22 protein-coding genes, 5 tRNA genes and 4 pseudogenes are annotated in these 25,139 nt (G+C 64.2%); 21 read left to right on the top strand and 10 right to left on the bottom strand.

Features of this window, described 5'->3' with window-relative positions; translation table 11 throughout:
• Nucleotides 1-48: 48 nt before the first annotated feature.
• The 8 genes and pseudogenes from MM194_RS01935 to MM194_RS01915 all read left to right on the top strand — a co-directional run bounded on the left by MM194_RS01935 (nt 49) and on the right by MM194_RS01915 (nt 4,073).
• On the top strand, nt 49-939 hold the full coding sequence (locus MM194_RS01935; RefSeq protein ID WP_241342536.1) for a DMT family transporter: 891 nt from the start codon (nt 49-51) through the stop codon (nt 937-939).
• Nucleotides 940-1,012: 73 nt separating this feature from the next.
• The gene (purT, locus tag MM194_RS01930; RefSeq protein WP_241342474.1) at nt 1,013-2,191 is read left to right on the top strand and encodes a formate-dependent phosphoribosylglycinamide formyltransferase; all 1,179 of its coding nucleotides are present in this window, start codon (nt 1,013-1,015) and stop codon (nt 2,189-2,191) included.
• Between the two features lie 106 nt (nt 2,192-2,297).
• The gene (gene hxpB, locus MM194_RS01925) at nt 2,298-2,957 is read left to right on the top strand and encodes a hexitol phosphatase HxpB (protein ID WP_241342473.1); all 660 of its coding nucleotides are present in this window, start codon (nt 2,298-2,300) and stop codon (nt 2,955-2,957) included.
• Nucleotides 2,958-2,961: 4 nt separating this feature from the next.
• Nucleotides 2,962-3,096 (top strand): annotated as a pseudogene (locus tag MM194_RS01920) (hexitol phosphatase HxpB); the annotation flags it as partial.
• Nucleotides 3,092-3,226 (top strand): annotated as a pseudogene (locus MM194_RS21905) (hexitol phosphatase HxpB); the annotation flags it as partial. The pseudogenes MM194_RS01920 and MM194_RS21905, both read left to right, overlap by 5 nt.
• Nucleotides 3,222-3,311 (top strand): annotated as a pseudogene (locus MM194_RS22010) (hexitol phosphatase HxpB); the annotation flags it as partial. The pseudogenes MM194_RS21905 and MM194_RS22010, both read left to right, overlap by 5 nt.
• A 40-nt stretch (nt 3,312-3,351) precedes the next feature.
• A pseudogene (locus MM194_RS22005) lies at nt 3,352-3,477 on the top strand (hexitol phosphatase HxpB); the annotation flags it as partial.
• 392 nt (nt 3,478-3,869) lie between these two features.
• Nucleotides 3,870-4,073, top strand: coding sequence for a CPXCG motif-containing cysteine-rich protein (locus MM194_RS01915; protein ID WP_033131947.1), 204 nt, complete (start codon nt 3,870-3,872; stop codon nt 4,071-4,073).
• 140 nt (nt 4,074-4,213) lie between these two features.
• Here MM194_RS01915 and MM194_RS01910 read toward each other — a convergent pair whose 3' ends face one another.
• On the bottom strand, nt 4,214-4,825 hold the full coding sequence (locus tag MM194_RS01910; protein ID WP_241342472.1) for a riboflavin synthase subunit alpha: 612 nt from the start codon (nt 4,823-4,825) through the stop codon (nt 4,214-4,216).
• Between the two features lie 136 nt (nt 4,826-4,961).
• Here MM194_RS01910 and MM194_RS01905 point away from each other — a divergent pair, with 136 nt between their 5' ends.
• The 7 genes from MM194_RS01905 (at nt 4,962) to MM194_RS01875 (ending at nt 7,349) form a co-directional block, all read left to right on the top strand.
• On the top strand, nt 4,962-5,168 hold the full coding sequence (locus tag MM194_RS01905; protein WP_033131949.1) for a YaeP family protein: 207 nt from the start codon (nt 4,962-4,964) through the stop codon (nt 5,166-5,168).
• A gap of 153 nt (nt 5,169-5,321) precedes the next feature.
• A complete protein-coding gene (locus tag MM194_RS01900) occupies nt 5,322-6,701 on the top strand; it encodes an MATE family efflux transporter (protein ID WP_241342471.1) in 1,380 nt (459 codons plus the stop codon).
• A 172-nt stretch (nt 6,702-6,873) separates the two neighbouring features.
• Nucleotides 6,874-6,950 (top strand) — tRNA-Val (locus MM194_RS01895).
• Nucleotides 6,951-6,961: 11 nt separating this feature from the next.
• A tRNA-Val gene (locus MM194_RS01890) sits at nt 6,962-7,038 on the top strand.
• A gap of 19 nt (nt 7,039-7,057) precedes the next feature.
• Nucleotides 7,058-7,134: transfer RNA gene (locus tag MM194_RS01885), tRNA-Val, on the top strand.
• A gap of 26 nt (nt 7,135-7,160) precedes the next feature.
• Nucleotides 7,161-7,237, top strand: a tRNA-Val gene (locus MM194_RS01880).
• 35 nt (nt 7,238-7,272) lie between these two features.
• Nucleotides 7,273-7,349 (top strand) — tRNA-Val (locus MM194_RS01875).
• A 134-nt stretch (nt 7,350-7,483) separates the two neighbouring features.
• Here the strand turns inward: MM194_RS01875 and MM194_RS01870 are convergent.
• On the bottom strand, nt 7,484-9,886 hold the full coding sequence (locus MM194_RS01870; RefSeq protein WP_241342470.1) for a DNA polymerase II: 2,403 nt from the start codon (nt 9,884-9,886) through the stop codon (nt 7,484-7,486).
• Between the two features lie 188 nt (nt 9,887-10,074).
• On the opposite strand from MM194_RS01870, the gene MM194_RS01865 reads away from it, so the two are divergent.
• From MM194_RS01865 to MM194_RS01855, 3 genes are all read left to right on the top strand, one after another.
• The gene (locus MM194_RS01865) at nt 10,075-10,893 is read left to right on the top strand and encodes a DUF3106 domain-containing protein (protein WP_241342469.1); all 819 of its coding nucleotides are present in this window, start codon (nt 10,075-10,077) and stop codon (nt 10,891-10,893) included.
• Between the two features lie 89 nt (nt 10,894-10,982).
• Nucleotides 10,983-11,861 carry a pirin family protein gene (locus MM194_RS01860; RefSeq protein WP_241342468.1) on the top strand — a complete coding sequence of 293 codons (879 nt, stop codon included), beginning with the start codon at nt 10,983-10,985 and terminating at the stop codon, nt 11,859-11,861.
• A 132-nt stretch (nt 11,862-11,993) separates the two neighbouring features.
• Nucleotides 11,994-12,302, top strand: a complete 309-nt coding sequence (locus tag MM194_RS01855) for a hypothetical protein (RefSeq protein WP_241342467.1) — start codon at nt 11,994-11,996, stop codon at nt 12,300-12,302.
• A gap of 164 nt (nt 12,303-12,466) precedes the next feature.
• Here MM194_RS01855 and MM194_RS01850 read toward each other — a convergent pair whose 3' ends face one another.
• From MM194_RS01850 to MM194_RS01835, 4 genes are all read right to left on the bottom strand, one after another.
• Nucleotides 12,467-13,327 (bottom strand): PA4780 family RIO1-like protein kinase, encoded by an 861-nt coding sequence (locus MM194_RS01850; protein WP_241342466.1) that lies wholly within the window; start codon nt 13,325-13,327, stop codon nt 12,467-12,469.
• 219 nt (nt 13,328-13,546) lie between these two features.
• A complete protein-coding gene (locus MM194_RS01845) occupies nt 13,547-14,542 on the bottom strand; it encodes a lauroyl-Kdo(2)-lipid IV(A) myristoyltransferase (RefSeq protein WP_241342465.1) in 996 nt (331 codons plus the stop codon).
• Nucleotides 14,543-14,695: 153 nt separating this feature from the next.
• Entirely contained in the window at nt 14,696-15,685 is a 990-nt protein-coding gene (gene lpxM / locus MM194_RS01840) for a lauroyl-Kdo(2)-lipid IV(A) myristoyltransferase (RefSeq protein ID WP_033131956.1), read from the bottom strand.
• A 238-nt stretch (nt 15,686-15,923) separates the two neighbouring features.
• A complete protein-coding gene (locus tag MM194_RS01835) occupies nt 15,924-16,904 on the bottom strand; it encodes a TDT family transporter (RefSeq protein ID WP_241342464.1) in 981 nt (326 codons plus the stop codon).
• Between the two features lie 102 nt (nt 16,905-17,006).
• Here MM194_RS01835 and MM194_RS01830 point away from each other — a divergent pair, with 102 nt between their 5' ends.
• Nucleotides 17,007-17,897, top strand: coding sequence for a LysR substrate-binding domain-containing protein (locus tag MM194_RS01830; RefSeq protein ID WP_033131957.1), 891 nt, complete (start codon nt 17,007-17,009; stop codon nt 17,895-17,897).
• Nucleotides 17,898-17,985: 88 nt separating this feature from the next.
• Here the strand turns inward: MM194_RS01830 and MM194_RS01825 are convergent, their stop codons facing one another.
• The 3 genes from MM194_RS01825 to MM194_RS01815 all read right to left on the bottom strand — a co-directional run bounded on the left by MM194_RS01825 (nt 17,986) and on the right by MM194_RS01815 (nt 22,043).
• Nucleotides 17,986-18,996, bottom strand: a complete 1,011-nt coding sequence (locus tag MM194_RS01825; protein ID WP_241342463.1) for a Gfo/Idh/MocA family oxidoreductase — start codon at nt 18,994-18,996, stop codon at nt 17,986-17,988.
• Nucleotides 18,997-19,034: 38 nt separating this feature from the next.
• Nucleotides 19,035-19,880, bottom strand: coding sequence for a deoxyribonuclease IV (gene nfo / locus MM194_RS01820; RefSeq protein ID WP_241342462.1), 846 nt, complete (start codon nt 19,878-19,880; stop codon nt 19,035-19,037).
• Nucleotides 19,881-20,006: 126 nt separating this feature from the next.
• On the bottom strand, nt 20,007-22,043 hold the full coding sequence (locus MM194_RS01815; RefSeq protein ID WP_241342461.1) for a glycoside hydrolase family 3 N-terminal domain-containing protein: 2,037 nt from the start codon (nt 22,041-22,043) through the stop codon (nt 20,007-20,009).
• Nucleotides 22,044-22,271: 228 nt separating this feature from the next.
• Between MM194_RS01815 and MM194_RS01810 the strand changes: the two genes are divergently transcribed.
• Nucleotides 22,272-23,282, top strand: coding sequence for an AraC family transcriptional regulator (locus MM194_RS01810; RefSeq protein ID WP_033131961.1), 1,011 nt, complete (start codon nt 22,272-22,274; stop codon nt 23,280-23,282).
• On the opposite strand, the gene MM194_RS01805 is transcribed toward MM194_RS01810, so the two are convergent.
• Nucleotides 23,262-24,185, bottom strand: coding sequence for a LysR family transcriptional regulator (locus MM194_RS01805; RefSeq protein WP_241342460.1), 924 nt, complete (start codon nt 24,183-24,185; stop codon nt 23,262-23,264). The two genes, MM194_RS01810 and MM194_RS01805, sit on opposite strands and share 21 nt — an antisense overlap.
• A 125-nt stretch (nt 24,186-24,310) precedes the next feature.
• Between MM194_RS01805 and MM194_RS01800 the strand changes: the two genes are divergently transcribed.
• Entirely contained in the window at nt 24,311-25,069 is a 759-nt protein-coding gene (locus MM194_RS01800) for an SDR family oxidoreductase (RefSeq protein WP_241342459.1), read from the top strand.
• Nucleotides 25,070-25,139: the final 70 nt, after the last annotated feature.

Genomic DNA, 25,139 nt, shown 5'->3' with positions numbered 1-25,139 from the left:
ACGATTGCCGTTATGATCCGCCGCACTTTTTTCAGTGACCCGGATCCCATGGCACCTTCCCGCAGGCACTCTCCCTTTGCCGGCGCCGTCTGGATGATGGTGGCAGGCCTCTGTTTCGCCGCCGTCAACAGCCTGAGCCAGTACGTCAGCTTCACCCTCGGCCTCCCTTCCACCCAGGTCGCCTTCCATCAGTACCTGGTTGCCCTGATTTGTCTGCTGCCCTGGCTGATCCGCCACGGCTTGCGCCAATCCCTGATGACCAATCAATTGCGCCTGCACCTGCTGCGGGTGCTGCTGGCGGTCATCGGCATCCAGTTCTGGCTGTGGGCGCTGGCGGTGCCCGTGCCCATCTGGCAGGGTATAGCGCTCTTGATGACCTCGCCGCTGTTCGCGACTCTGGGGTCTGCCCTGCTGCTCAAGGAGCGGGTGAGCCGGGCCCGGATCCTGGCCACCCTTGCCGGTTTCGTCGGTGCCATGCTGATCCTCGCGCCCTGGACCGACGACTTCAGCATGGCCTCCCTGCTGCCGGTGGCGGCGGCGCTGTTCTGGGCCGGTTACTCCCTGCTGGTGCGCTACCAGGCAGCGAACGAATCGTCTCACACCATAGTCGTCTACCTGCTCATTTTCAGCACCCCGTTCAACGCCATGCTGGCACTGCCCCAATGGCAGTGGCCGGGCGAAACCCAGTGGCTGCTGCTGGCGGCCTCCGGCGTGCTGTCGGCACTGGCGCAGATGTCCATCGCCCGCGCTTACAGCGTGGCCGAGGCCTCCTTCGTGCAGCCGTTCGACTTTGCCAAGTTGCCGATGAACGTGCTGGCAGGCTGGCTGGTGTTTGGTTGGGCGCCCCCCGGCCGATTGTGGCTCGGCGCCGCCATCATCATAGGCGCCATCACGTTGCTGACCCATCTCGAGCAGCGCGCTCATAAATCCGTTTCCTGAGGTACGCCATGCGTGCCTCTTTTTTTGTCCCTTCATTGGCCCTGACCCGGCCATCGACGTGAGGAGAGATCAGATGTTTGGAACCGCTACCCGCCCCGGCGCCACCCGTGCCCTGCTGCTCGGCTCGGGAGAGCTCGGCAAGGAAGTCGCCATCGAGCTGCAACGCCTCGGTATCGAGGTGATCGCCGCCGACCGTTACCCCAACGCCCCCGCCATGCAGGTGGCCCACGCCGCCCAGGTGTTGGACATGCTCGATGGCGCCGCCCTGCGCGCCCTGGTGGCCGAGGTCAAGCCCGACCTCATCATCCCCGAGATCGAGGCCATCGCCACCGATACCCTGGCAGAGCTTGAGCAGGAAGGGGTCAGGGTCGTGCCCAACGCCCGCGCCACCCAGCTCACCATGAACCGGGAGGGGATCCGGCGTCTGGCCGCCGAAGCGCTGGGGCTGCCCACCTCTTCCTATCGCTTCGCCCAGAGCAAGGAGGAGTTCGTTGCCGCCGTCGAGGCCATAGGCCTGCCCTGCGTGGTCAAGCCCGTGATGAGCTCCTCCGGCAAGGGCCAGAGCCTGCTGCGCGACCTCGCCAAGCTGGACGACGCCTGGACCTATGCCCAGGAGGGGGGCCGCGCCGGCCGTGGCAAGGTGATCGTCGAGGGCTTCGTGCCCTTCGAGTACGAGATCACCCTGCTCACGGTGCGCGCCGTGGATGGCATCCACTTCTGCGATCCCATCGGCCACCGCCAGGAGGATGGCGACTACCGCGAATCCTGGCAGCCCCAGGCGATGAGCGAGCTGGCCCTGACCCGCGCCAAGGAGGTAGCCGCCAAGGTGGTCGAGGCCCTCGGCGGCTACGGCCTGTTCGGGGTCGAGCTGTTCGTGCAGGGGGAAAACGTCTGGTTCAGCGAGGTCTCCCCTCGCCCCCATGACACCGGCATGGTGACCCTGATCTCTCAGGATCTCTCCGAGTTCGCCCTGCACGTGCGCGCCATCCTGGGACTGCCCGTAGGCCACATCACCCAATACGGGCCGAGCGCCTCCGCCGTGGTGCTGCGCGACGGCCACAGCCAGGACCTCCGCTATCGGGGCATTGGCGAGGCGTTGAGCCTGGTGCCAGGCGCCCAGCTGCGGCTGTTTGGCAAACCCGAGATCGCAGGGCGCCGCCGGCTCGGGGTAGCGCTGGCCCGTGGCCAGGACTGCGAGGAGGCCGTCGCGCAGGCCAAGGCGGTGGCCGCCCGGGTAGAGGTCATCTTTTAAGCGAACACCGTCTCCCACATGATCCGGCGCAAGGGGCAGTGAAATGCCCCTTTTGCATTTTCCCGTGCGGCTTATAATCCCCGTTCAACCTTGTCAGGAGTAGATGATGTTAACTGCCGTGATCTTCGATATGGACGGTGTCCTGATCGATTCCGAACCCTTTTGGCAGCGCGCCCAGATGGCCGTGTTCTCCGAGCTTGGCCACTTCCACACGGAAGAAGACTGCAACTCCACCATAGGAGTGCGCATCGATCAGCTGGTGGCCCACTGGTACCGCATTCGCCCCTGGAGCGGCCCGAGCCAGGAAGAGGTGGTACAGCGCATCCTGGATCAGGTGATCGCCCTCATCCTGCAGGAAGGCCAGCCCAAGGAGGGCGTGCTGGACGCGCTGGCGCTGATGGAGGCCCGTGGTCTCAAGATCGGGCTCGCCACCTCTTCCCCCTTTGCCATGGTGGAGGCCGTGCTCGGCAAGCTCGGCATCAAGGATCGCTTCCTCGCGGTGCACTCCGCCGAGGTGGAGCGCTTCGGCAAGCCTCATCCCGATGTCTACATTCATGCGGCCGAGAAGCTCGGGGTCCTGCCGGTGCATTGCCTCGCCATCGAGGACAGCTTCACCGGTCTGCTGGCGGCCAAGGCGGCCTCCATGCAGGCGCTGATCGTGCCGGACCCGGCGCTGGTGGGCGATCCCCGCCTCGCCATCGCCGATCACCAGCTGCGATCGCTGGCCGAACTGGATGCCGCCACCTTGGCCAACTGGATAGCGTGAATGGCTTGAGGTGCTGATCGTTTCCATGAGCCCGGCGCTGGTGGGAGATCCCCGTCTCGCCATCGCCGATCATGAGCTCGGCTCCCTGGCCGAACTGGATGCCGCCACCTTGGCCAACTGGATAGCGGGAATGGCTTGAGGTGCTGATCGTTTCCATGAGCCCGGCGCTGGTGAGGGATCCCCGTCTCGCCATCGCCGATCACCAGCTGCGATCGCTGGCCGAACTGGATGCCGCCACCTTGGCCAACTGGATAGCGGGAATGGCTTGAGGTGCTGATCGTTTCCATGAGCCCGGCGCTGGTGGGCGATCCCCGCCTCGCCATCGCCGATCACCAGCTGCGATCGCTGGCCTAACTGGATGCCGCCACCTTGGCCAACTGGATAGCGTGAATGGCTTGAGGTGCTGATCGTTTCCATGAGCCCGGCGCTGGTGGGGGATCCCCGCCTCGCCATCGCCGGGTATCAGCTCAGTTCCCTGGCCGAGCTGGACGATACCATGCTGGATCGCTGGATAACCTGAGTCGCCGGGAGAACAAGGCGCTGACCGTTCCCATGCGCCCTGCCCCCGTCTCGCCATCGCCGGGTATCAGCTCAGTTCCCTGGCCGAGCTGGATGGCGTCCATGCTGGACAGCTGGATAGCCTGAGCCGCCTGAAAATGCAGATCCCGGTTATCAGCCCCGCCCATGCGGGGCTGTTTATTTTCCTCGTCACTCAATGAGCCGGGATTGCGGCACCCTGCTGGCGCAGGGATTCGACGCAACCAGAGCCGGGCTCGTCTGTACAACGGGGGGATAGACCCCAGCCCCCCCATCGCAGCCCCTGCCCTAAACGTGCGCTCGCTCGCGGTTGCCGCGCCCCTTGCCGACTAGAATCAGGGGAAAGAGGCGGCCAGTCGGCCCCAGGAGGTCACCATGATCGAGTACACCAGCAAGCGCATCGTCTGCCCCCACTGCGGCCACCACACCCGGATCGAGCTCGATGCGAGCCAGGGGGATCAGGAGTTCTACGAGGACTGCATGGCCTGTTGCAACCCCATCCACTTGCGCCTGCACCGGGACGAGGTGCGCGACTGCCTGCAGCTGTTTGTGGATGCGGACGACGAGCAGCTGTTTTAACGGCGCCGGACACCCTTGTTGTCCCGCGCCAGGCAGTTTTTTGAACTGCCTATCTTTAATTTAACGAGATGAACAGACTGTATAATGCAAAAAAGGCCAGCAATCTGCTGGCCTTTTGTCATCGATAAAGAGATGTCGGCTTAAGCCCGCGCCGCCAGCACCCGCTCTACGGTGTCGACAATGGCCTGGGTCTGGGGATCGATCTCGATGTTGGTGTGCCAGCCGGCCTTGACCCAGCCGAGGTTGGTGCGGGCCAGGGTCTCGGGGATGAGGTTGACGCAGAACTCGTTGCCGCGCACCTCGCCGACGGTCAGGCTGATGCCGTCGATGCCGATATAGCCCTTGGTCAGCACGTACTTCATGAGCGCGGGGGCGAGGCGATACCAGACCTGACGGTTGTCGGGGGTGTCGATGACGACGCTGACTTCCGCCATGCCCATGATGTGGCCTGACATGGCGTGACCGCCTATCTCGTCGCCAAAGCGGGCCGCCCGCTCCAGGTTCACCTTGTCACCCACCTTCAGCTGGCCGAGGTTGGTAAGGCGCAGGGTCTCCTGCATCAGGTCGAAGCTGACCAGCTCCCCCTCAATCCGGGTAACCGTCAGGCAGCAGCCGTTGTGAGCCACGGAGGCGCCGAGCGCCAGCCCCTCGCCCCAGGCCGGATCGGGCATGCGGATCACATGGGTGCGAAAGTGGGGGCGCTCGGTGAAGGCCACCAGTTCGGCGGTCCCCTGTACTATGCCGGTGAACATGTCTCGTCTCCTGCTGTGTCAAAAATCGCTGGCAGGTTAACCCCAGCCACAGGCCAAGACAAGCACGCCAGCTGACAAGCGCGGGCCCGATCGCTATAGTGGCGACCAGTGCACTTTACCGATTGAGGATGAAATAATGCAGGTATATCAGTGTTGTGAGGCCATTCGTATCGCCTATAGCCAGATTGGCTCAGGGGAGCAAGGGTATGTGCCGCAGGCCATCGCCGCCACCATCAGGGCGCTCAACGCCGTGGCCAGTGACGAGCGGGTGCCAAGCGAGCTGCGCGAGCAGGCCGCCTACGCCGCCGCCAATCTGCTGATCAGCGATCACGAAGACGCCTGATCCCGCGCCAAAATGCGCCGCCACACCTTTCGTATTGGCCATTTTTCAGGCTAGAATGACACCCCCGCATTTTGTCTCCTCCGGGACGAGGAGACAAAAGCCCCTCTCAATCATCCGTTCTTTCTCTTTTATCTGATCCATTCGGAGGTGTCAGTGCAACGTTATTGGTCCGAGGCGAAGCAACTCGTTCGCCTAGCCAGCCCCATTCTGGTGGCCCAGGTGGCCCAGGTCGCCATGAGCTTCGTCGATACCGTGATGGCGGGCCAGGTCAGTGCCGTGGATCTCGCGGCGGTGTCGGTGGCCTCCAGCTTCTGGCTGCCGATCATCTTGCTGACCCAGGGCATCATCATGGCGCTCACCCCCATCGTCTCCCAGCTCAACGGGGCCCGCAAACGGGACGAGGTGCGCCCCGCCGTGCACCAGGGCTTCTGGCTGGCGCTGATCGTGATCCCCTTCGCCATGCTGGCGCTCTATTTCAGCCCGCTGGCGCTGCATCTGATGGACGTGGATCCGGTCATGGCCGCCAAGACCACCGGCTTCCTGCACGCTATCATGTGGGGTCTGCCCGCCTTCGTGCTATTCCAGGTGCTGCGCAACTTCAGTGAGGGACTCTCCCACACCATGCCCACCATGGTGATCGGCTTCGTGGGGCTGGCGGTCAATATTCCCGCGAACTACGTCTTCATCCACGGTCACTTCGGCATGCCCAAGCTCGGCGGGGTCGGCTGCGGCGTGGCCACCGCCCTGGTGCTCTGGGCCATGCTGCTGGCGATGATCGTCTACGTGAAGTTCTCCTCCCACTTCAAGACCATCAACCTGTTCGCCCAGCTCGCTCGCCCCGACTTCAGCCGGATCTCGCGCCTGTTCCGGCTGGGCTTCCCCATCGCCATGGCCATCTTCTGCGAGGTGACCCTGTTTACCGTGGTGGCGCTGATGCTGGCCCCCTTTGGCGCGGAAACGGTGGCGAGCCACCAGATAGCCCTGAACTTCTCCAGCCTGGTGTTTATGCTGCCCTTGTCGATTGGGGTCGGCGTGACCATCCGGGTCGGCCACAGCATAGGGGAAGGTCAACCGGCGAACGCCCGCGTCGCCGCCCGCACCGGCCTGATGCTGGGCATGGCGGTCGCCGCCGGCACCGCCGCCCTGACGGTGCTGCTGCGCGAGCATATCGCGGGGATCTACACCGAGGACATGCAGGTGATCACGCTGGCGGCCACCTTGCTGTTCTTCGCCGCCATCTACCAGATCTCCGATTCGGTACAGGTGGTGGCCGCCGCGGCACTGCGTGGCTACAAGGACACCAAGGCGATCTTCTACGTCACCATCGTCGCCTACTGGGGGCTGGGGCTGCCCACCGGCATGATCCTGGGGCTGACCGACTGGCTGGTGCCACGCATGGGCCCGCAGGGCTTCTGGGTGGGCTTCATCGTCGGTCTGACCGGCGCCGCCCTGATGCTGGGCGCCCGACTGCGCCTCATCTATGGCCGCTTCGCGAGTCCGGAGGCCTGCACCAGCCTCTCCCGGGCCCAATAAAGGGGCGCTTGGCGAGCCGCTCATGAGGGCGGCTCGCCTGCAAAATCAACAGGCTGCGCAAGAACTGGGCAAACAATCTCCTTTGTGCATGTCCCTTGTTGACAGCCTTGGGGGGCATGGGTAGTATGCCGACCACGCCAGCGACGTCGTGTTCGCTTGCGTGATGAAAAGTGGGTTTATAGCTCAGTTGGTTAGAGCACTACCTTGACATGGTAGGGGTCGTTGGTTCGAATCCAATTAAACCCACCACTTTTCGTGATGCGTCCTTAGCTCAGCTGGTTAGAGCACCACCTTGACATGGTGGGGGTCGGTGGTTCGAATCCACTAGGACGCACCATCACGAAAAACACTGTTATGCGTCCTTAGCTCAGCTGGTTAGAGCATCACCTTGACATGGTGGGGGTCGGTGGTTCGAATCCACTAGGACGCACCATAACAGTTTGAATAAATTGCAGATGTGGGTTTATAGCTCAGTTGGTTAGAGCACTACCTTGACATGGTAGGGGTCGTTGGTTCGAATCCAATTAAACCCACCACTCCCCTGCAAACACAAAGTCGCCTTGCGCACCCTGCGTCCTTAGCTCAGCTGGTTAGAGCATCACCTTGACATGGTGGGGGTCGGTGGTTCGAATCCACTAGGACGCACCAGATTAAAGAAGCCCGCTCATTGAGCGGGCTTTTTACATTTCAGCACCTTGCCAATCGGGAGCAGAGGCCAGGCCTGCCCCCGTCTGAGCTCGCCCTCCCGCTTCTTTTCCCTCCACGCCTTGCACGCCTTCGGACTAGAAGAGATCCAGCTGCTGGCCGCAGATCCGGTCGAACGACTCACCGATGAAGGGCAGGATGGCGTCGGCGATGGGCCGCAGCTGCTTGTCGATGTAGTGCTCGTAGTCGATGGCGCTGCGCCTGTATTCGAGCGGCTCGGGCCCCACTACCGTCATCAGGTAGGCGATGGTGCCCCTGTGCTGGTAGCGCTGGGGCCGGCCCCGGCGCAGGTTCTCCTCGTCCGCCAGACGCGCGGCCCGCACGTGGGGCGGCACATTCTTCTGATACTCCTCAAGCTTTTGCCGCAGCCGCTTGCGGTAGACCAGCAGTTCGTCGTGCTGGCCGGCCCGGGTCTCGTCCACCATGGTGCGCACATAGCCGCTGGGATCGGCGTCGTGAAACACCAGTTCATAGAGCCGGGTCTGGAACTGCTTGGCGAGGGTTGTCCAGTCGGTGCGCACCGTCTCCAGCCCCTTGAATACCAGGTGCTCCCCCTCGCCCTCTCCCACCAGACCGGCGTAGCGCTTCTTGCTGCCTTTCTCGAGGCCGCGGATGGTGGGCATCAGGAAGCGACGGTAGTGGGTCTCGTATTCGATCTCGAGGTAACAGGGCAGGTCGAACTCACGCCTGATCAGCGCTATCCAGTTCTCGTTGATCATCTGTGCCAGCGAGCGCCCTATCTCGTCCGCCTGGGCCGGGGTCACCGCCCGGTTGAGGTGAACGAAGGTGGAATCGGTGTCGCCGTAGATCACCTGATAGCCCTGCCCTTCGATCCACTCCCGGGTCTGCTGCATGATGCCGTGACCGCGCAATGTGATGGAGGAGGCAAGGCGCGGATCGTAGAAGCGGCAGCCGCCGGAGCCCAGCACCCCGTAGAAGGAGTTCATGATGATCTTGATGGCCTGGGAGAGCGCCTTGTTGCTAGCCGCCTTGGCCCTGTCTCGCGCCGCCCACAGGGTGGCGATAAGATCCGGCAAAAAGTGCCTGGTACGGGAGAACATGGCACCGCGAAAGCCAGGAATAGCCGTATTGGGCTGTTGCAAGCCTTCCACCAGCCCCATGGGGTCGATGCAGAAGGTGCGGATGATGCTGGGGTACAGGCTCTTGAAATCCAGCACCAGCACGTGATGATAAAGCCCAGGTTTGGAGTCCATGACATAGCCGCCCGGGCTCGCCAGGCCGCCATCGGCGGGCAGATTGGGGGCCACATAGCCGCCGCGATGCAGCCGTGGCAGATAGAGGTTGGTGAAGGCCGCCACCGAGCCACCGATCCGGTCCAGCTCCAGGCCGGTGAGGGAGGCGCGCTCGATGGCAAAGGCGATGAGGTGGCAATGGTCGAAGATCTCCCACACCAGCTTGCAGTCTTCCAGGTTGTAGCGGGCGAGCGCCTCCTTGTCCGAGTGGAACAACTCGGTGATCTTCTCCCCCCGGTTCGCCACGTCCTCGATGTCCTTGCCGCGACCGAGCAATTCACTTGCCACCGAATCCAGGCTGTAGCTGGCAAACTGCCAGGTGGCACTCTTGAGGGTATCGATGCCGTCCAGCACCATGCGCCCCGGGATGATGACGTTGCCGGTCTGGGGATCGTTGCGCGACGATCGCCAGAAGCAGAGCTCGCGGCCCCGCCCCAACCGCAGCCGCCGCTTGTTGAGCTCGGCCCGGCGCAGCAGCAGGCGAAAGTCGAAGTTCACCACGTTCCAGCCGATCACGAGATCGGGATCGTGGCGGCCAAACCAGGCCTCCAGCGCACCGAGCAGGGCGCTCTCATCCGCCACCCACTCAATGGTCGTCTCCCACGCCTCGGCGCCCGCTTCGGGGGCACCTATCATGATGACCCGCGCATCCTGCTCGCTATAGAGCCCCACCGAGAACAGGGCACCGTCCATGGCGCACTCCACGTCCAGGGACACCCAGGAGAGGCTCGGCGTCACCGCCTGGGGGGCGCAGCGCGCCTCGTTCACCTCCCAATGGCCCTGCTTGCCGCCCTTGCGCGACGCCTTGCCGCCAAAGCGTACCCCGGCGGTGATGAAACGCTCCATCAGGTAGCGCTCCGGCAGCCGGATGTCCGCCTCGAAGTGCTCGAGACCGCGGATCAGCAACAGCTCGATGGCGCGGTGAAAGGCGCTCAGGGTGGCGAAATAACAGCCCACCACGGCGCGCCCATCGAAGGTGTGCATGGGCAGGCGCCGAAACCGCCCGCTCACCCCGGCCCCCTTGAACAGCTCGGCCGCCTCCTCCATGTGGCTCTGTGGCAGGAAGAACACCGGCTCCTGCCCCGGCACTACCAGCCGCACCGGCCCCTGTTCGCTCCAGAGCCACATCACGATTTCCGTGCGCCCGCGCACGTCTCGCCCATGACGGGTCAGGATGAAGCCATCTACGGGTGGGCTGAGGGGGGATCGGGTCTGAGTCGCAGTCATGCAGGCTAGGGATTGGTTCTGGAATGGCACTATTGTACGTTCATACAGTGCCAGGCCGCAATTATCGCGAGGTGGCGGAGGTGGGAAGCGGCCGTTTTATCCGGCAAAGGCCTGCCATCGGGGCCGGGATTAGTGCATATTTACTTTATCATCAGTTCATTGCGTCATTTCAAGGTTGCGGAGTCCCCATGCGTATCGCCCTCTTTGTCCCCCTGCTGGCCCTCGGCCTCGCAGGCTGCAGCAACACCTCCTCCTCAGGCGGCAGTGTGGGGGTCGGCTCTGGTGGCTATTACGGCAGTCACTATGGCGCCTCTTACTGGTGGTATGACGACTATTACGGCTATTGGGATGACTACTACCCCTGGTGCTGCGATAACGAGGGGGATTTTGACGAGCTGATCAAGAAGTGGTGGAGCGGGCTCGATCCTGAGCGCCAACAGGAGATCAAGGACAAGTATCAGGATTGGCAGGAGAACAATGGCCAGCCTGATGTGGCCGCCCTGCGGAGCGAGCTGGCGGGCCGCTGGAATGCCATGACGCCGGAGCAGCAACAGGCACTGCGTGACAACCGGCAAAACAGACCCAGCGTCAGCAACCCGGACAAGGGCCCGCGCTCACCACTGGACTACAAGGGCGGCACTCTCCCCAGGGCCGATAACGGCATGCTGGCGCCAACGCCGCGGCCCAAGGTCGACAACGGCTTGCTGACACCCGGAGCACAGCCAAGGGTCGATAACGGCTTGCTGACACCCGGGGCACAGCCCAGGGTCGACGGCGGCCTGCTGGTACCCTCCACCCTGCCCAGCAACAATACCGGCGCACTGACCCCCTCTACTCTGCCCAAGACAAATAACGGCATCTTGACCCCCGGGACCCAGCCCAGGGTGGATGCCAGACCGCACCTCCCCCGCTCCATGTCCGCCCCGGTGCGCACCCCTACCGTCAGACCGGCGATAAGGCCGAGTTTCACCCCCATGCGCAGCTTCGGTGGCGGCCGCCGCCGCTAGCCCTGACCCCTCGCGCTCACCGCCCTTGGCGAGCGCGAGGGATACACTATCCTGATGCAGCAGGATCACCGCCCAGCAAGGAGTAGAAGATGAAACCACAGTGGCAACGCATTGCCTCCCGCCTCACCGACGTGGGCGGGATCCCGGTAGCCCGCGCCATTCCGGTCAAGGAGCGGCGCACCATAGGTCCCTGGTGCTTCCTCGATCACATAGGGCCGACCCGCTTTGCGCCCGGCGCGGCAGGCCTGGACGTGGGGCCCCATCCCCACATCGCCCTGCAGACCTTCACCTGGATGCTGGCAGGGGAGATATTGCACCGCGACAGCCTGGGGCATGAGCAGGTGATCCGCCCCGGCCAGGTCAATCTGATGACCGCCGGGCGCGGCATAGCCCACACCGAGGAGTCGCTGGCGGGCCACCCCGACTTGCACGCCGCCCAGCTCTGGATAGCGCTGCCAGAGGGCGAGCAGGAGACCCGACCCCGCTTCGATCACTATCCCGCACTGCCCCGCTGGCAGGAGGCGGAGGCCACCTTCACCCTGCTGATCGGTGACTATCAGGGCCGCAGCGCGCCGACCCTGCGCTTCTCCCCCATCCTGGGGCTGGATCTGCACGCCGGTGAGGCGCAGCGGGTACGGCTGTCCCTCGACCCGACCTTCGAGCACGGGCTCTTCGCCCTGCAGGGTCAAGTGAGCACCGCCGAGGAGCCTCTGGCCCCCGAGCAGCTCCTCTATCTGCCGCCGGGAGAGAAGAGCCTGGAGGTCGAGCTGGCCGCAGGCGCCCGCGTGCTGCTGATCGGTGGTGAGCCCTTGTCACAGCCGCTGCAGATCTGGTGGAACTTCGTGAGCTTTGACAGGGAGACCATTCGTACCGCCGCCCTGGATTGGGAGAGCGGTCATCCGCGCTTCGGTGAGGTGACGGGGTACCCCGGCCCCCGCCTCATCGCCCCGCCCCTGGCCGGACTCTGATCCCGGCGAAGCAGACTGGCCGTAACGGCATATATCTACAAAAAGCTGCCGCAGACCCGCTTACCCGCATTGGCACAGCCCGTTTACACAAAGCAGGTGGCGGGCTCTCTCGGTGAGCACCAAGGATTGTTTATGGATTTATCTCCCTTCTATCACGCCAGCGCAGCGGTCTCGATACAGGCTCTGATCGGATATCATCTGGGGCACTGGGGATATGGCGGCCTCATTGGGTGCATATGGTTTGTGGCACGGGAGCAGACACAGGCGGAATACAGGTGGATAGCGCTGTTCGGCCAGGGGCGTAGGGCCAACATGCCCTGGTGGGGCGGATTCGATCCCAGAGTCTGGGAACTGGGGAGTGTTCTGGATTTTCTGGTGCCGATCGTCTTGTGTACGCTGGTGTTTGTGGTTGCGCGCCGCGCCAATCGGCTGGCTTGCTAACCCGACTTGTTCAGTGGGCTCAGGCTCCCGGCTGGGTCCGCCGTTTAAACGAAGAGGGGCACATTGCCCCTCATCATTATTGCGGTACCCTTCCACAACCAGCCTGCTAAAGACCGGCACCCCAACACAGAGGGTGTAGGCAGAGGGAGCACCTCAAGTTCGCATCAGAACTCTTCTTCCTGCTCGGCCTTCATGCGAGCCCGCCGCTCCATCGCTTCCTCTTCCGCGCTCTCGATCTCGTGCAGCACGGCATCGATGTCGATGGCCTCGGTACTCTCCTCGAACAGGCCGGTCAGCTCGGATTCCGGGGTAAGCTTGCCGTCTTCGAACAGCGCCCACATCTCCTTGGCATAACGGGTCTGGAGCAGCTCGGGCGCATACATGCCGTAGTAGTTGCGCATGTTGTTGACGTCCCGCTCCAGCATCGCCTTGGCCTGGTTGTTGGCGGCGGCGTCCACCACTTGGGGCAGATCGATGATGACGGGGCCCTTGCTATCCACCAGCACGTTGAACTCGGAGAGATCCCCGTGGATGAGGCCGGCGCAGAGCATGCGCACCACGTAACGGATCACCTTGGCGTGATCGGCCAGCGCCTGCTCGGAGCTGAGCGCCACGTCGTTGAGGCGGGGCGCCACATTGCCCTCCTCGTCGGTGATCAGCTCCATCAACAGCACGCCATCGAGGCAGACATAGGGCTTGGGCACCCGCACGCCGGCGGCGGCCAGCTTGAACAGGGCGTCCACCTCGGTGTTCTGCCACACCTCTTCGTGCTGCTTGCGACCGTACTTGGAGCCCTTCTCCATGGCGCGGGCGCTGCGGCTGTTACGCACCTTGCGCCCTTCCTGATACACCACGGCCTGTTTGAAGCTGCGTTTGGCCGCCTCTTTATAGACTTTGGCGCAGCGGATCTCGTCGCCGCAGCGCACCACATAGACGTCGGCTTCTTTGCCGCTCATCAGCCGGCTGATGACATCGTCGACCAGGCCGTCATCAACCAGAGGTTGGATTCGATTTGGAATTTTCATGACCGCCCTTTTACCTTATTTGCACCTTGTTTGCACCTTGTTTGCACCTTGTTTGCGTAGGACGAGAGCGTCCGCCACCGGCCTGTTTTACACTCTTTGCGCCCTGCCGCGCCAGGATCCCCTGCCAGCCCTTGCCCAACTCGGCAGAACGGCGCAAAAACAGGGGACAAACGAGCCTTTCTCATGCCCGTCGCCATCAGGGCCAGACGGGCCGCCGGTTCATGGCTCGGGTGGCAAGCCCTGACGGATGCGCCTTATCCCTTCCTCATAAAGGCCGTCCTCCCCTTGCTGATGTTCCTGGGTCTCGAAGATCTTGAGAAACCACATGTACTGCTCCGGGAAGCGGCCGAGTTGGCGCTCCACCATGCGGTTCATAGCATTGACGTCCGCCACCAGATCCGCCGTGGGATAAGGATCGAACGGCGGCTCCACCTCCAGCCGGTAGCTGTGTTCATCCTCGTCATAGCAGGCCAGGATGGGCACGGCTCTGGCGCCGGTCAGCTTCACCAGCTTGGGCAGGGCCGGCAGGGTCGCCTTGGGATGGCCGAAGAAGGGCACGAAGATGCTCGCCTCCCGGCCATGATCCTGATCCGGCAGGTAGAAGAAGTTGTCACCGCCGCGCAGGGCCTTGATGGCCGGCTTGATGCCCACGCTGCGCTCATAGACCCGACCGCCCTTGCTGCGTTCCCGGTTGATGTACCAGTCGAACACCGGATCCTTGGGGCTCTTCATCATGGTGCACAGGGGCACCCCCTCATCGGTCAGGTAGCGGCCAATGGTGTCCACCGCCCAGGTGTGGGGCACCACGAAGATCATCGGGCGCCCGGCCGCCCGCTCGGCGGCGATATGCTCCCAGCCGCGCACCTTGATGCGCCCCTTGAGGAACGCCTTGCTGCGCCAGGTCAGCTCGCCAAAGCCCATGAAGGTCTTGAGGCCGGTGCGGATGGACTTGAGCAGCAGGGCCTCGCGCCCGGCCGCATCCAGGGCGGGGAAACAGATCTTGAGGTTGGTCTCGGCGATGTAGGCCTGCTTTTTGGAGAAGCGCAGCAGCAGCGGCGCCATGCCATCGGCCAGTCGGTCGCGATGCCTGGCCGGGATCCAGGCCAGCAGGGAGAGCAGTGCGAGGGCCAGCCAGCTACCCCACCAGCGTGGGTTGAGCAGACCGGGATGAAATGAGGTGTCAAACACCGGATCTTGTGCGGACATGGTCGCCATCGAATCGTCAAAACAAACCGTTATTTTAGTGATCCTGACATTTTTTTCTACCCTGAGGCTCCCGAGGGGCCGCGCCAAGTCACTGATCAGACTAGTTAGAAATAAAGAATGGCCCACTTGGGGCCATTTTCAACTGAGTGATTCAGCAGGGGTTCAGGGATGGGGCGAGAGCCCCTTGCGGATGCGGCGGATCCCCTCTTCGTAGAGGCCGTCCTCCCCCTCCTGATCCTCGCGGGTATCGAAGATCTTGAGGAACCACATGTACTGGCCCGGGTGGCGCGTCAGCTGCTGCTGCACGCAATCGTTCATGCGGCAGGTGTCCGCCAGCAGATCCTCGCTCGGGTAGTCGGCGAAGGGCGCCTCTATCTCCAGCCGGTAGCAGTGCGCCGCCTCGTCATAGCAGGCCAGCACGGGCACCGCCTTGGCGCGGGTCAGCTTCACCAGCCGGGGCAAGGCCGGCAGGGTCGCCTTGGGATGATTGAAGAAGGGGGCAAAGATGCTCGCCTCGCGGCCATGATCCTGATCCGGCAGGTAGAAGAAACTCAAGCCCGACTTGACCGCCTTGATCACCGGCTTGATGCCGGCACTGCGCTCGTAGACGCGGCAGCCATTCTTGGCCCGTTCACGGTTGATGTGCCAGTCGAACACGGGGTTGCGGGCGCTCTTCATCATGGTGCACATGGGCACCCCCTGCTGGGAGAAGTAGTAACCGGCCGCATCGATGGGCCAGCTGTGGGGCACCACCAGGATCACCGGTCGGCCGGCGGCCTGCTCGGCTTCGATGTGTTCCCACCCGCTGACCGCAATACGCTTCATCAGGTAGTCGGGGCTGCGCCAGGTAAACTCGCCAAAGCCGAGCAGACTCTTGAGCCCGACCCGGATGGAGGTCATCAGGATGGCGTCGCGCTCGGCCTCGCTCTGCTCCTTGAAACAGATGGCGAGGTTGGTGCGGGCGATATAGACCTGCTTCTTGGAGATCTTCAGCACCAGGGGCGCCAGCAGATCGGCCAGCTTGTCACGCCAGCGCGGCGGCACGAAGGCGAGCACACCGAGGGCGCCGAGGGCGAACCAGCTCAACCAGTAGCGCGGGTGCAACAAACGGGGCTGAAAAGAGGAGTCAAACACGGGATCTTGAGAGGACATGAATACGATTGAACGGTGGCAGTGGGCAATTGCGGCCATCCTGACAGGTAATACCAGTGAAAACCACCTTAATATCGCCTTAATGAGCGAGTATTTGAGCCGACTCTCACCTTGACAGGGGCACCGTCGGTCAGCACTTGTCATGAGGGGGTATTTTCCCGCCAGGTCCCGGTTTTACGGGGCTTTCATGCAAGACACCCCGCCAGGCGGGGTGTCTTGTTCAGGGCTTGCAACCGGGTCAACGGTGCAGCGGCTGGCTCAGCACTTCGCGCTGGCTCAGCGGCAGGAAGAACATCAGGTAGCGCAGCGCCACATAGCCCACGATCAGGGTGGCCGCACCGAGCTCGAGGTGAGCCAGCTGATTGATCTGCTGTGCGTAGTGAGCCGCCTCTGGCCACTGCGCCAACAGATGGCAGACCTTGAACAGGGCGGTGGCGCCGATCACCAGCGGGAAGGTGAAGGCGGCGAAGCCCGGGGAGAACGGCAGGCGCAGCAGCTTGATGAAAGCCAGGTAGATGATGCCCGTCATCAGGATGGCGATCCCGAGCAGGGTTGCCACCAGCAGCAAGGAGGGCTCCTCGCTCACCGTCAGGTAGCCGGCGAGGGACAGGCTGGCGGGTGCCGCCAGGATGGCGATGGTCGGCTTGGCGGCATCCGGCACCTCGTGGCTGAAGATGAGGCGATAGAGCATCAGCGGCAGCATCAGGCCGTAGCAGATCATGCCGAACCAGAGCAGGCCCTCGGCCAGCCCGGCGAAGGGGCCACCCGGGTAGGCGACGTCCGCCACTATGATCCCGACCGGCGGCACGAACCAGCTCGGCACCATGTGATGGAGCTCGAACTCTTTCGCCCTGTGCCAGATGAAGGTGGCGAGGAACACCAGATGCAGTACCACGGCGAACAACCAGAGCCCCTGGCCGAGTGCCGGCACCAGCATGCCGACGGCCTTGGAGACCACCATGGTGGCCATGGCATAGGTGGGCACCACGCTGCCCACCACGGGATGAGCGAGATCCTGCCACAGCAGGCGCGGGTGCAACAGGAACTTGCCGGTGAGGATCAGGAGCAGCGCGGCGGCGATAGCGGCGCCCAGCAGTTGCAGACGACCATCGAACTGACCGGCGTTTTCCCAACACCAGCCGAGGCTGGCGATCCCGAGAGCCAGCCCGGCCATGGGGGTCGGGGCTGAGGCCAGGGAGCGGCGGGTGCGTGCGATCATGCTTGATACCCTCTTCTTGATGACGATGGGCATAGGATAAAGGGGGACTATCGTTTACGATATCTAAATGAATTGAATTAAGCGTTAAGGAAAACTAAACACATGAAGCTGACCCTGCAGCAACTCAAGGTCTTCGCCACCATCGCCCGCCACGGTAATTTAGGCGGTGCGGCCAACGAACTCTTCCTGAGCAAGGGGGCCGTCTCCCAGTCGTTGCAGGAACTGGAGCGCCAGCTCGCCACCCCGCTGTTCGACCGAGTGCACCCCAGGTTGCAGCTCAACAACGAGGGGCGCCTGCTGCAACCGGCCGCCGAGGAGCTGCTGACCCGGATGCAAGAGATAGAGCAGCTGTTCAGCCCGGATGCCGAGCCGAGCGGCCAGCTGCGGCTCGGCGCCAGCCAGACCATAGGCAACTATCTGTTGCCCAGCCTGCTGGCCGACAGCGCTCATGAGCTCGGGTTGCCGCCTCGGGTGACCATCGCCAACACCCACCTGCTGTGCCACGCCCTCGCCCACTTCGAGCTGGATCTGGCGCTGATCGAGGGGGAGAACCACCACCCGGATCTGCTGAGCGAACCCTGGCTCGAGGACGAGATGCTGATCATAGCCCCACCCCATCACCCCCTGGCCGATCGGCTCGAGCTGCCCCTGAGCCAGCTGGCCGACGAGACCTGGGTGCTGCGCGAGCCCCAATCCGGCAGTCGTGAGCAGTTCGAACAGCAGCTCCAGCCCAAACTGCCGCGCTGGCGGGCGGGGCTCGAGTTCAATACTCTGGAGGCGGCGATGCTGGCAGTGGAGCACGGCCTCGGCCTCTCCTTCGTTTCCCGCCTCGCGGTCTCGGACAGGCTCGCGAGCGGTCGGCTGGTCGCCCTCACCCTCAACCGCCGCTTCCCCCGTCAGCTCTCCCTCGTCTGGCACAAGCAGAAGTACCACTCCGCCGCCTTGCGCCATTTCCTGGCCTTCTGCCGCAAGCAGAGCCTGCCTGACGCCTGAGCGCATCGCTCATCCTGGCGCAGTTGCCGGATAACACAGAGGGCGCCTTAGCGCCCTCTGTTGATCAAGCCGATACCTACCGAGGTGATCACGCCTCTCTATCGTGCGCCGACGCCAGCCCAGCTTCGACCCAGCCCAGCACCCGGCGTGTCAGGGCCTGGGGCACCCAGGGGGAGTCCAGCAGCCCTTCGGCAACGCAGCGGGCGAAGTGATCCGCCTCGTGCTGCATGCCGCCCCCCTCCACCGGCAGCACTATGTCGCCTGGCCAGGCGGCAAGGGGCTCTCCCACCAGCCAGCGCACCGCTTGCGGATTCCACCACTTGCCCTCGATGACCAGCTCCCAGCGCTCATTCCCCTCACCGCCACTCAGGTAGGCGGCCTTGTCGAGATCCTCGATGATGGAGGCGCCGAGCTCGGCACAAAGCGGCCCGCCAAAGGCAAAGTCAGCCACCAGATCCACCTCGCCGGGGGCCCGCTGCAGGCTGACCCCGGGCTCCCCGGCTGCCAGCCCCAACCGCTCACAGAAGGCGGCGTAGAGCCAGAGCGGATAGACCCCCACATCCCAGGCGGCGCCACCGTCCAGGGCCGGATCGAACAACTTGCCCTCCCGGGGCGGCGCCGAGCCGAAGGCGGCGCGCAGGGAGTGCGGCGCGGGCAGCCCGGGCAAACGTTGCAGCAATTCGCGCATGGCGGGGAAGCACATCACCTTCATGGCTTCTTGCAGCAGCAGACCGCGTTCATGGGCGAGCGCCACCAGCGCATCCCAGTCCGCCAGCCTGGTCACCGCCGGTTTCTCCACCAGCACGTGCTTGCCCGCGAGCAGCATCTGCTTGATCAGCTCGGCATGTTCGGGGTGGATCACCGCCACGTAGACGGCGTCCACCTCCGAGCTCTGAGCCAGCGCCTGATAGCTGCCAAAGGCCAGCGGCAGCCCCAGCTCACGGGCGAACTCGTCGGCCCGCCCCTGATCCCGGGCGGCGATCGCCAGCACCCGTCCGGCGCGGCCGTGCTGGTTCACGTCGTGGCAAAAACGCCGGGCGATGGCCCCCGCTCCGGCGATCCCCCAGCGCAGGGTTGCCGGCATCTTTTGTGGTTGCATCTTGTCTCCTGATACCACTTTATTGATGGCCCTGACTCTTATGCCTTGGCCAGGCTGCGCAGCCAGCTTATCTCGTCGCCCCAGATGGACTCGTCTATGGTCTCGAGGATCAGCGGGATGCCGTCGAAGCGCGCGTCGTTCATGATGTGGTGGAACACTGCCTCGCCGAGGTTGCCCTCGCGCAGGCTGTGGTGGCGGTCGACCCGGCTACCGAAGCTGCACTTGGCGCCGTTGATATGCATCCCCTTGAGGTACTCGAAACCCACGATCCGATCGAACTCGGCAAACACGGCGGCGCAGCTCTCGGGGGTGCGCAGATCGTAGCCGGCGGCGAAGGCGTGGCAGGTGTCGAAGCAGATGCCGACCCGGCCCTTGTCCTCCACCCCCTCGATGAGGGTCGCCAGCTGCTCGAACGACCAGCCGAGGTTGGTGCCCTGACCGGCGGTGTTCTCAATCACGGCGGTCACGCCCTGACTGCGCTCCAGCGCCCAGTTGATGGATTCGCTCACGAGCTTGAGGCTGGCGGCCTCCGGGATCTGTTTGAGGTGGCTGCCGGGGTGGAAGTTCAGGTAGCAGAGACCGAGCTGCTCGCAGCGCTTGATCTCGTCCAGGAACGCATCCCGGGACTTGGCCAGGGCATCCGGGTCGGGATGACCCAGGTTGATGAGGTAGCTGTCGTGGGGCAGGATCTGCTCCGGGCGAAAGCCTGCCTTGTCGCAGGCCAGCTTGAAGGCGCGGATGCTGGCGTCCGACAGGGGCGCCGCCTGCCACTGGCGCTGGTTCTTGGTGAACAGGGCGAAGGCGTTGGCCCCGATGGCCTGGGCGCGAGCGATGCAGTTCTCTACCCCGCCGGCCGCACTGACGTGGGCACCGATAAATTTCATAGGATCTCCTCTGTGGGTCGCCATTATGCCCAAGCCTGCCCCTAGCGCCAAACCGGTATCCTCGATGGTCCCCATAGAAAAGGCGCCCGCAGGCGCCTTGTTCATCATCTCGTGATCTTGGGAGACTCAATACGCCAACCCGGCGCCATAGGCATAGAGCGGGTTGACCGAGTCGCTCGCCACGTCCGAGGCCTGGTTCAGCACCGCCTGCCAGTTGGAGGGCAGCTCGAAGGGCAGCTTGCCACGGGCCTTGGCCTTGCCGCTGATGACATCGAACAGCGCCTGATCCAGGGCCCCGAAGTTGGCAAGCAGCACCTTGGCGGCCGGGGCCACCTCGGTCAGGATGGCCGGTCTGTCCAGATAGACCGACAGCACCAGCGGCACCCCCGCCTGCTCGATGGCCTGGATGGCGGCCAAGTCGTCGCCGCCATGATAGACCCCCTCGTGGGCCGTCTCCTGCACCAGCTGATCGCTGCTGGCAAAACCGAGCTGACCGAAGTGGATGCTGCCAAACGGGAAGCGGGGATCCTGCTCGCCCGGGGCGTTGGCCCGTGCGATGGCGAGATCCGCCTCTGCCAGGTTTGTCACCACTGTGTAACCGTTGGCCGTTGCCACCTCGGCATTGATGTTATAGAGGTAGACCCGCTTGCCCTCGGCCTTGAGGGGCAGCAATGCGCCCTCATTCTTGAGCAGGACGTGGGACGCCGCCTGGGCGGCCTGGGCCTCCTGCTGGAACTCGGCCTTGCCGACCAGGGCGACCGCCGCCTGAGCGTCCACATAGGGATTCTCAAACAGTCCCAGCTCGAACTTCTGCTCGAGGATCCGCTTAGCCGAGGCCGAGATAGCCGCTTCCGTCACCAGCCCGCTCTGCACCGCCGCCAGCAGGGGCCCCGGATCTTCCACCCCGCCAAACTGATCCACCCCGGCCGCGATAGCCTTGGCGTAACGTTCGGCCTTGGTCAGCTTCTCCACTCCCCATGACATGCCAAAGGGCACCGTCCAGGGGCTGACGCCGGCATCCACCTGCGCCTGGCTCAGCCCCTCCTCGCAGCGGGCGTTGCAGTCGTTGATGATGCCCCAGTCGCTCAGCACCACGCCGCCGAACTTGAAGTGGCCCCGCAGCAGATCGGTGATGATCTGGCGGTTGAAACCAAAGCCCACCTCCTCGATGGCCTGACCCTCATAAGTCAATCCCTCCGGCAAGGCGTAGTAAGGCATGACGGCCCCCACCTTGGCCTCGAAGGCGCCCTCGAACGGCACCAGATGATAGGCGAACTGACCCCCCGGATAGACCTGCTCCTTGCCCCAGGGGTTGTGGGCATCCAGCCCGTCCTTCTGGGGACCGGCCCCGGCGAAGTGCTTGACGACGGTGACGACGCTCTCCTTGCCTATGCCCTTGTTCCCCTGCTGGAAGCCCTCGATGTAGGCCTTGACCAGGGACTTGGCGAGCTGGTTGTTCTCGCCGAAGGTGCCGTTGATGCGACCCCAGCGCGGCTCGGTCGCGAGATCCGCTTGGGGCGATAGCGCCTCGTGGATGCCAACGGCGCGGTACTCCTGGCGGGCGATGTCGCCGAAGCGCTGCACCAGGGCGGCGTCGCCGATGGCGGCCAGCCCCAGGGTCTCGGGCCATTGGGAGAAGGCGCCAGCACCTATGCTGGTGGCGTTGGGATCATGGGTGAAGTGGTTGCGGGGATCCGTGCTGACGGTCATGGGAATGCCGAGCCCCACCCCTTCCAGCAGCGCCTGCAACCGGTTGTTGTCCTCGGCGATGGCCGCCGGATCCCCCGCCATGCGGGTGATGAAGGTATTGACGCCATCCTCGCGCAGCATCTTGTCCATGGCGCTCTGGTCGACTCGCCCTTCCCCGTCCAGTACCAGGGTGCCGTGCATCATCAGGCCAGCCTTCTGGGCCAGGGAGAGTCTGCCTACCAGATCCTGCGCCCGCTCGGTGGCGCCAAGGCGCCAGTCTTCATAGGGGGTCAGGGTACCGCTGCCGTCCAGATCCTTGAACTGCAGGCCGTCCTGCTCGAGCAGGCTGACGGTGCGGTGACCCAGGCTGGGCTGAGTCGGTTTGGGGGCGGAGTCATTGTCATTGCAACCCGCCAGCAGCAGGGCGCCTATGGTCAGGGCGAGAGGGGTCATGGCGAGACGATGGTATTTCATTATTGTGGTCTTCCTTGTGTGTAGGTCAGGCCACTCTATGCAAAATCGACCGCCCCAACTTGTCCGCCGGGTGCAGGAAATTGCCGGTTGGGAGCAGTGTTCAAAACTGTGAAAAGGCTTGCAGGGTTACCCTTGGTTACATAAATGAAACAATTATCCGTGCCTGGCTCACGGCAATTTCTACCGACAGGCAGATGATGGTGGACCCTCGTCGACAAGGATTTCGCCGTGAAAACTGTCTCAAACCGGATAGCCCTGCACTGCATCACCCACTGGCAGCAGCAGGGACGGGATCCAAACCAGCTGCTGCTCGCCGCCGGCATCGCCCGGGAGGAGCTGCAACTGCCTCAGGGGCGGATCGATGCCCAGCGCCACTTCCGGCTACTGGCCCAGGTCGCCCCCCATGCGGACATGAGCCACAGCTGGTCACCCCCCTCCCTCACCGGCCTGTTTGCGGACTTCCTGCCACTGGCGAGCCTGTGCTGCAACGCCGCCAGCTGGCGCCAGGCGCTGCACTACTTCCTCTCCTTTCGCCCGCTCATCGGCGAGTGCGACCGGATCGCCCTGCAAGAGGAGGATGGCTGGGCCCGGCTCAGCTATTACTCGGAATCCGATCACCCGGATGTGGTCGCCCTGAGCAGCCTGGCCAACCTCTGCCATCTCTATGCCCTGCTCCAGTTCTACCACCCGGGCCAAGGGCTGCTGGTGCTGCCCACCCCGGTGCGCCCCAGGTTGTGGCGCGAGCTGGCCGCCTGGCTGGGAGGGCGGCTGCTACTCGGCGATGGCTATCAGCTGCGCTTCCCCGCCGCCCTGCTCGACCAGGCCTACGAGGGGTACAACGGCCCCCTGCAGCCACTGCTGTTGGGGGAGCTCGACAGTCAGATGAGCCTGCTGCGTCCCCGCCTCCATTACCGGGACAGGGTGATTGGGCTGATCCGGCACCAACTGTGGCAGGGGAGCGCCGATCCGCGCACCCTGCTGGCCGGGATCTGCGACTCCCTCGGGCTGACCCGCTGGACCCTCAATCGCCACCTGCGCGAGGAGGGTTGCCACTTCTCGGCCCTGCTGGAGCAGGTGAGAAGGGAAGAGGCCTGCCGCCTGTTGCAAGACTCCAGCCTGCAGTTGCAGGAGGTGGGCGGTCGGCTCGGTTTCGCCAGCCAGAGCAGCTTCACTCGTTTTTTCAAGGGGGCCTTCGCACTCTCCCCCAGCGAATACCGCTCAAGGCGCAGCCGCGCCTGATTCGGTGGCCAGGGCCGTCTCGAGCAATTCCGCCAACCAGCGGATGAACAGCTGCACCCTGGGGGCCAGCTGGCGACGATGGGCATAGAGGGCGTGAATGGGCAGCGGAGGCGCCTGCCAGCGGGGCAAGATGGCCACCAGCTCGCCGCTGCCCAGCAGCGGCTCCACCCCGACCCGCGGCATCTGGATGATGCCGAGCCCCGCCCGCGCCGCCGCGAGGTAGGATTCGCTGTCGTTGACCGTGAGCGCACCCGCCATGGGCAACAGGGCGCGGCTGCCATCCTCGCTCAGGTACTCGAAACCGGGCTCGCTGCGCCCCAGCCCGGTGCCATAGTGCACCAACCGGTGACGGCCCAGATCCGCCAGGCTTTGGGGCACCCCGTGAGCGGCCAGATAGCCGGCGCTCGCGCAGTTGATCTGGCGATACTGGCCGAGGGGGCGCGCCACCAGGCTGGAGGACTCCAGCGCCCCGACCCGCACCACGCAGTCGAAACCCTCGCGCACCAGATCCACCCGTCGATCGGTACTGCTCAGCATCAGTTGCAAGGCGGGATGGGCCGCCAGCAGGGTGGGCAGCGCCGGGATCACCAGGTGGCGTGCCATCCGGCTCGGCATGTCTACCCGCAGTTGCCCCGAGATCTGCCCCTCCTGGCGAAACAGGCCGCCGAACTCCTCCATGTCCGCCAGCAGATCCCGGCAGCGGGCGTAACAGAGCTGACCATCCGTGGTCAGCTGCACTCGCCTCGTGGTGCGCTGCAGCAGGCGCGTGCCCATTCGCTCCTCCAGCCGGCGGATGGCGGCGGAGAGGGTCGCCTTGGGGATCCCCAGCTGCTCGGCGCTGCGACTGAAGCTCTCGAGCTCGGCGACCCGCATGAAGAGCCTCATCTCATCCAGTTGATCCATGGGTGATTGTCCTTTCAAACGGAACAGTGCATTCATTATCACCCTCTTTATCCCGCACGAAAGCCCTAATACAGTGATCCCGCCGGTTCAACACGAGCCCTTCATCCCCAGACAGGAGTCACACCATGACCAGATCCATCGCCCTCATCACCGGCGCCAGCCGCGGCCTCGGCAAACACGCGGCGCTGGCCCTCGCCGCCAAGGGGGTCGATCTCATCATCACCTACCGCAGCCAGGCCGACGAGGCCGCCGCCGTGGTGGCCCAGGCGCGAACCCTCGGGGTGCAGGCCCACGCCCTGGCGCTGGAAGTGGGCGAGAGCGCCGGCTTCCCGGCATTCGCACAGGAAGTACGCCAGCTGCTCGCCCGGGAGTGGCAACGCACCCAGTTCAACTTCCTGGTCAACAACGCCGGCATCGGCATCCACGCCAGCTTCGAGCAGACCACGGAGGAGCAGTTCGACACCCTGCTCAACATCCACCTCAAGGGGACCTTCTTCCTGACCCAGAAGCTCTTGCCCCTGATCGCCGATGGCGGGCGCATCCTCAACCTCTCCACCGGTCTCACCCGCTTCGCCCTGCCGGGTTATGCCGCCTACGCCGCCATGAAGGGGGGGATCGAGGTGCTGAGCCACTATCTGGCCAAGGAGCTGGGCCCGCGCGGCATCGCCGTCAACGTGGTGGCCCCTGGCGCCATCGAGACCGACTTTGGCGGCGGCGCCGTGCGTGACAATCCGGCCCTCAACGACTTCGTGGCGAGCCAGACGGCGCTCGGCCGGGTCGGCCAGCCCGACGACATCGGCGGCGTCATCGCCGCCCTGCTCTCCCCGGACAGCCGCTGGATCAACGCCCAGCGCATCGAGGCCTCAGGCGGCATGTTTATCTAGGCCTCTTCCGCCACAGTACCAGCCAAGGGCAAACACAAAAGGCCCCCGAGGGGGCCTTTGACATGCGTCA

Origin of the sequence: Aeromonas sp. MR16, from assembly GCF_022549315.1 — a bacterium.
Taxonomy (GTDB): domain Bacteria; phylum Pseudomonadota; class Gammaproteobacteria; order Enterobacterales; family Aeromonadaceae; genus Aeromonas; species Aeromonas aquatica.
Note: the sequence above shows the minus strand (reverse complement) of the source record. Positions and strands in the feature narration are given on the sequence as shown.

What these genes read in the sequence shown, in the direction of transcription:
- MM194_RS01935 (WP_241342536.1), top strand. Translation starts at nt 49, where the DNA reads ATGGCACCTTCCCGCAGGCACTCTCCCTTTGCCGGCGCCGTCTGGATG.
- purT (WP_241342474.1), top strand. Translation starts at nt 1,013, where the DNA reads ATGTTTGGAACCGCTACCCGCCCCGGCGCCACCCGTGCCCTGCTGCTC.
- hxpB (WP_241342473.1), top strand. Translation starts at nt 2,298, where the DNA reads ATGTTAACTGCCGTGATCTTCGATATGGACGGTGTCCTGATCGATTCC.
- MM194_RS01915 (WP_033131947.1), top strand. Translation starts at nt 3,870, where the DNA reads ATGATCGAGTACACCAGCAAGCGCATCGTCTGCCCCCACTGCGGCCAC.
- MM194_RS01910 (WP_241342472.1), bottom strand. Translation starts at nt 4,825, where the DNA reads ATGTTCACCGGCATAGTACAGGGGACCGCCGAACTGGTGGCCTTCACC.
- MM194_RS01905 (WP_033131949.1), top strand. Translation starts at nt 4,962, where the DNA reads ATGCAGGTATATCAGTGTTGTGAGGCCATTCGTATCGCCTATAGCCAG.
- MM194_RS01870 (WP_241342470.1), bottom strand. Translation starts at nt 9,886, where the DNA reads ATGACTGCGACTCAGACCCGATCCCCCCTCAGCCCACCCGTAGATGGC.
- MM194_RS01865 (WP_241342469.1), top strand. Translation starts at nt 10,075, where the DNA reads ATGCGTATCGCCCTCTTTGTCCCCCTGCTGGCCCTCGGCCTCGCAGGC.
- MM194_RS01860 (WP_241342468.1), top strand. Translation starts at nt 10,983, where the DNA reads ATGAAACCACAGTGGCAACGCATTGCCTCCCGCCTCACCGACGTGGGC.
- MM194_RS01855 (WP_241342467.1), top strand. Translation starts at nt 11,994, where the DNA reads ATGGATTTATCTCCCTTCTATCACGCCAGCGCAGCGGTCTCGATACAG.
- MM194_RS01850 (WP_241342466.1), bottom strand. Translation starts at nt 13,327, where the DNA reads ATGAAAATTCCAAATCGAATCCAACCTCTGGTTGATGACGGCCTGGTC.
- MM194_RS01845 (WP_241342465.1), bottom strand. Translation starts at nt 14,542, where the DNA reads ATGGCGACCATGTCCGCACAAGATCCGGTGTTTGACACCTCATTTCAT.
- lpxM (WP_033131956.1), bottom strand. Translation starts at nt 15,685, where the DNA reads ATGTCCTCTCAAGATCCCGTGTTTGACTCCTCTTTTCAGCCCCGTTTG.
- MM194_RS01835 (WP_241342464.1), bottom strand. Translation starts at nt 16,904, where the DNA reads ATGATCGCACGCACCCGCCGCTCCCTGGCCTCAGCCCCGACCCCCATG.
- MM194_RS01830 (WP_033131957.1), top strand. Translation starts at nt 17,007, where the DNA reads ATGAAGCTGACCCTGCAGCAACTCAAGGTCTTCGCCACCATCGCCCGC.
- MM194_RS01825 (WP_241342463.1), bottom strand. Translation starts at nt 18,996, where the DNA reads ATGCAACCACAAAAGATGCCGGCAACCCTGCGCTGGGGGATCGCCGGA.
- nfo (WP_241342462.1), bottom strand. Translation starts at nt 19,880, where the DNA reads ATGAAATTTATCGGTGCCCACGTCAGTGCGGCCGGCGGGGTAGAGAAC.
- MM194_RS01815 (WP_241342461.1), bottom strand. Translation starts at nt 22,043, where the DNA reads ATGAAATACCATCGTCTCGCCATGACCCCTCTCGCCCTGACCATAGGC.
- MM194_RS01805 (WP_241342460.1), bottom strand. Translation starts at nt 24,185, where the DNA reads ATGGATCAACTGGATGAGATGAGGCTCTTCATGCGGGTCGCCGAGCTC.
- MM194_RS01800 (WP_241342459.1), top strand. Translation starts at nt 24,311, where the DNA reads ATGACCAGATCCATCGCCCTCATCACCGGCGCCAGCCGCGGCCTCGGC.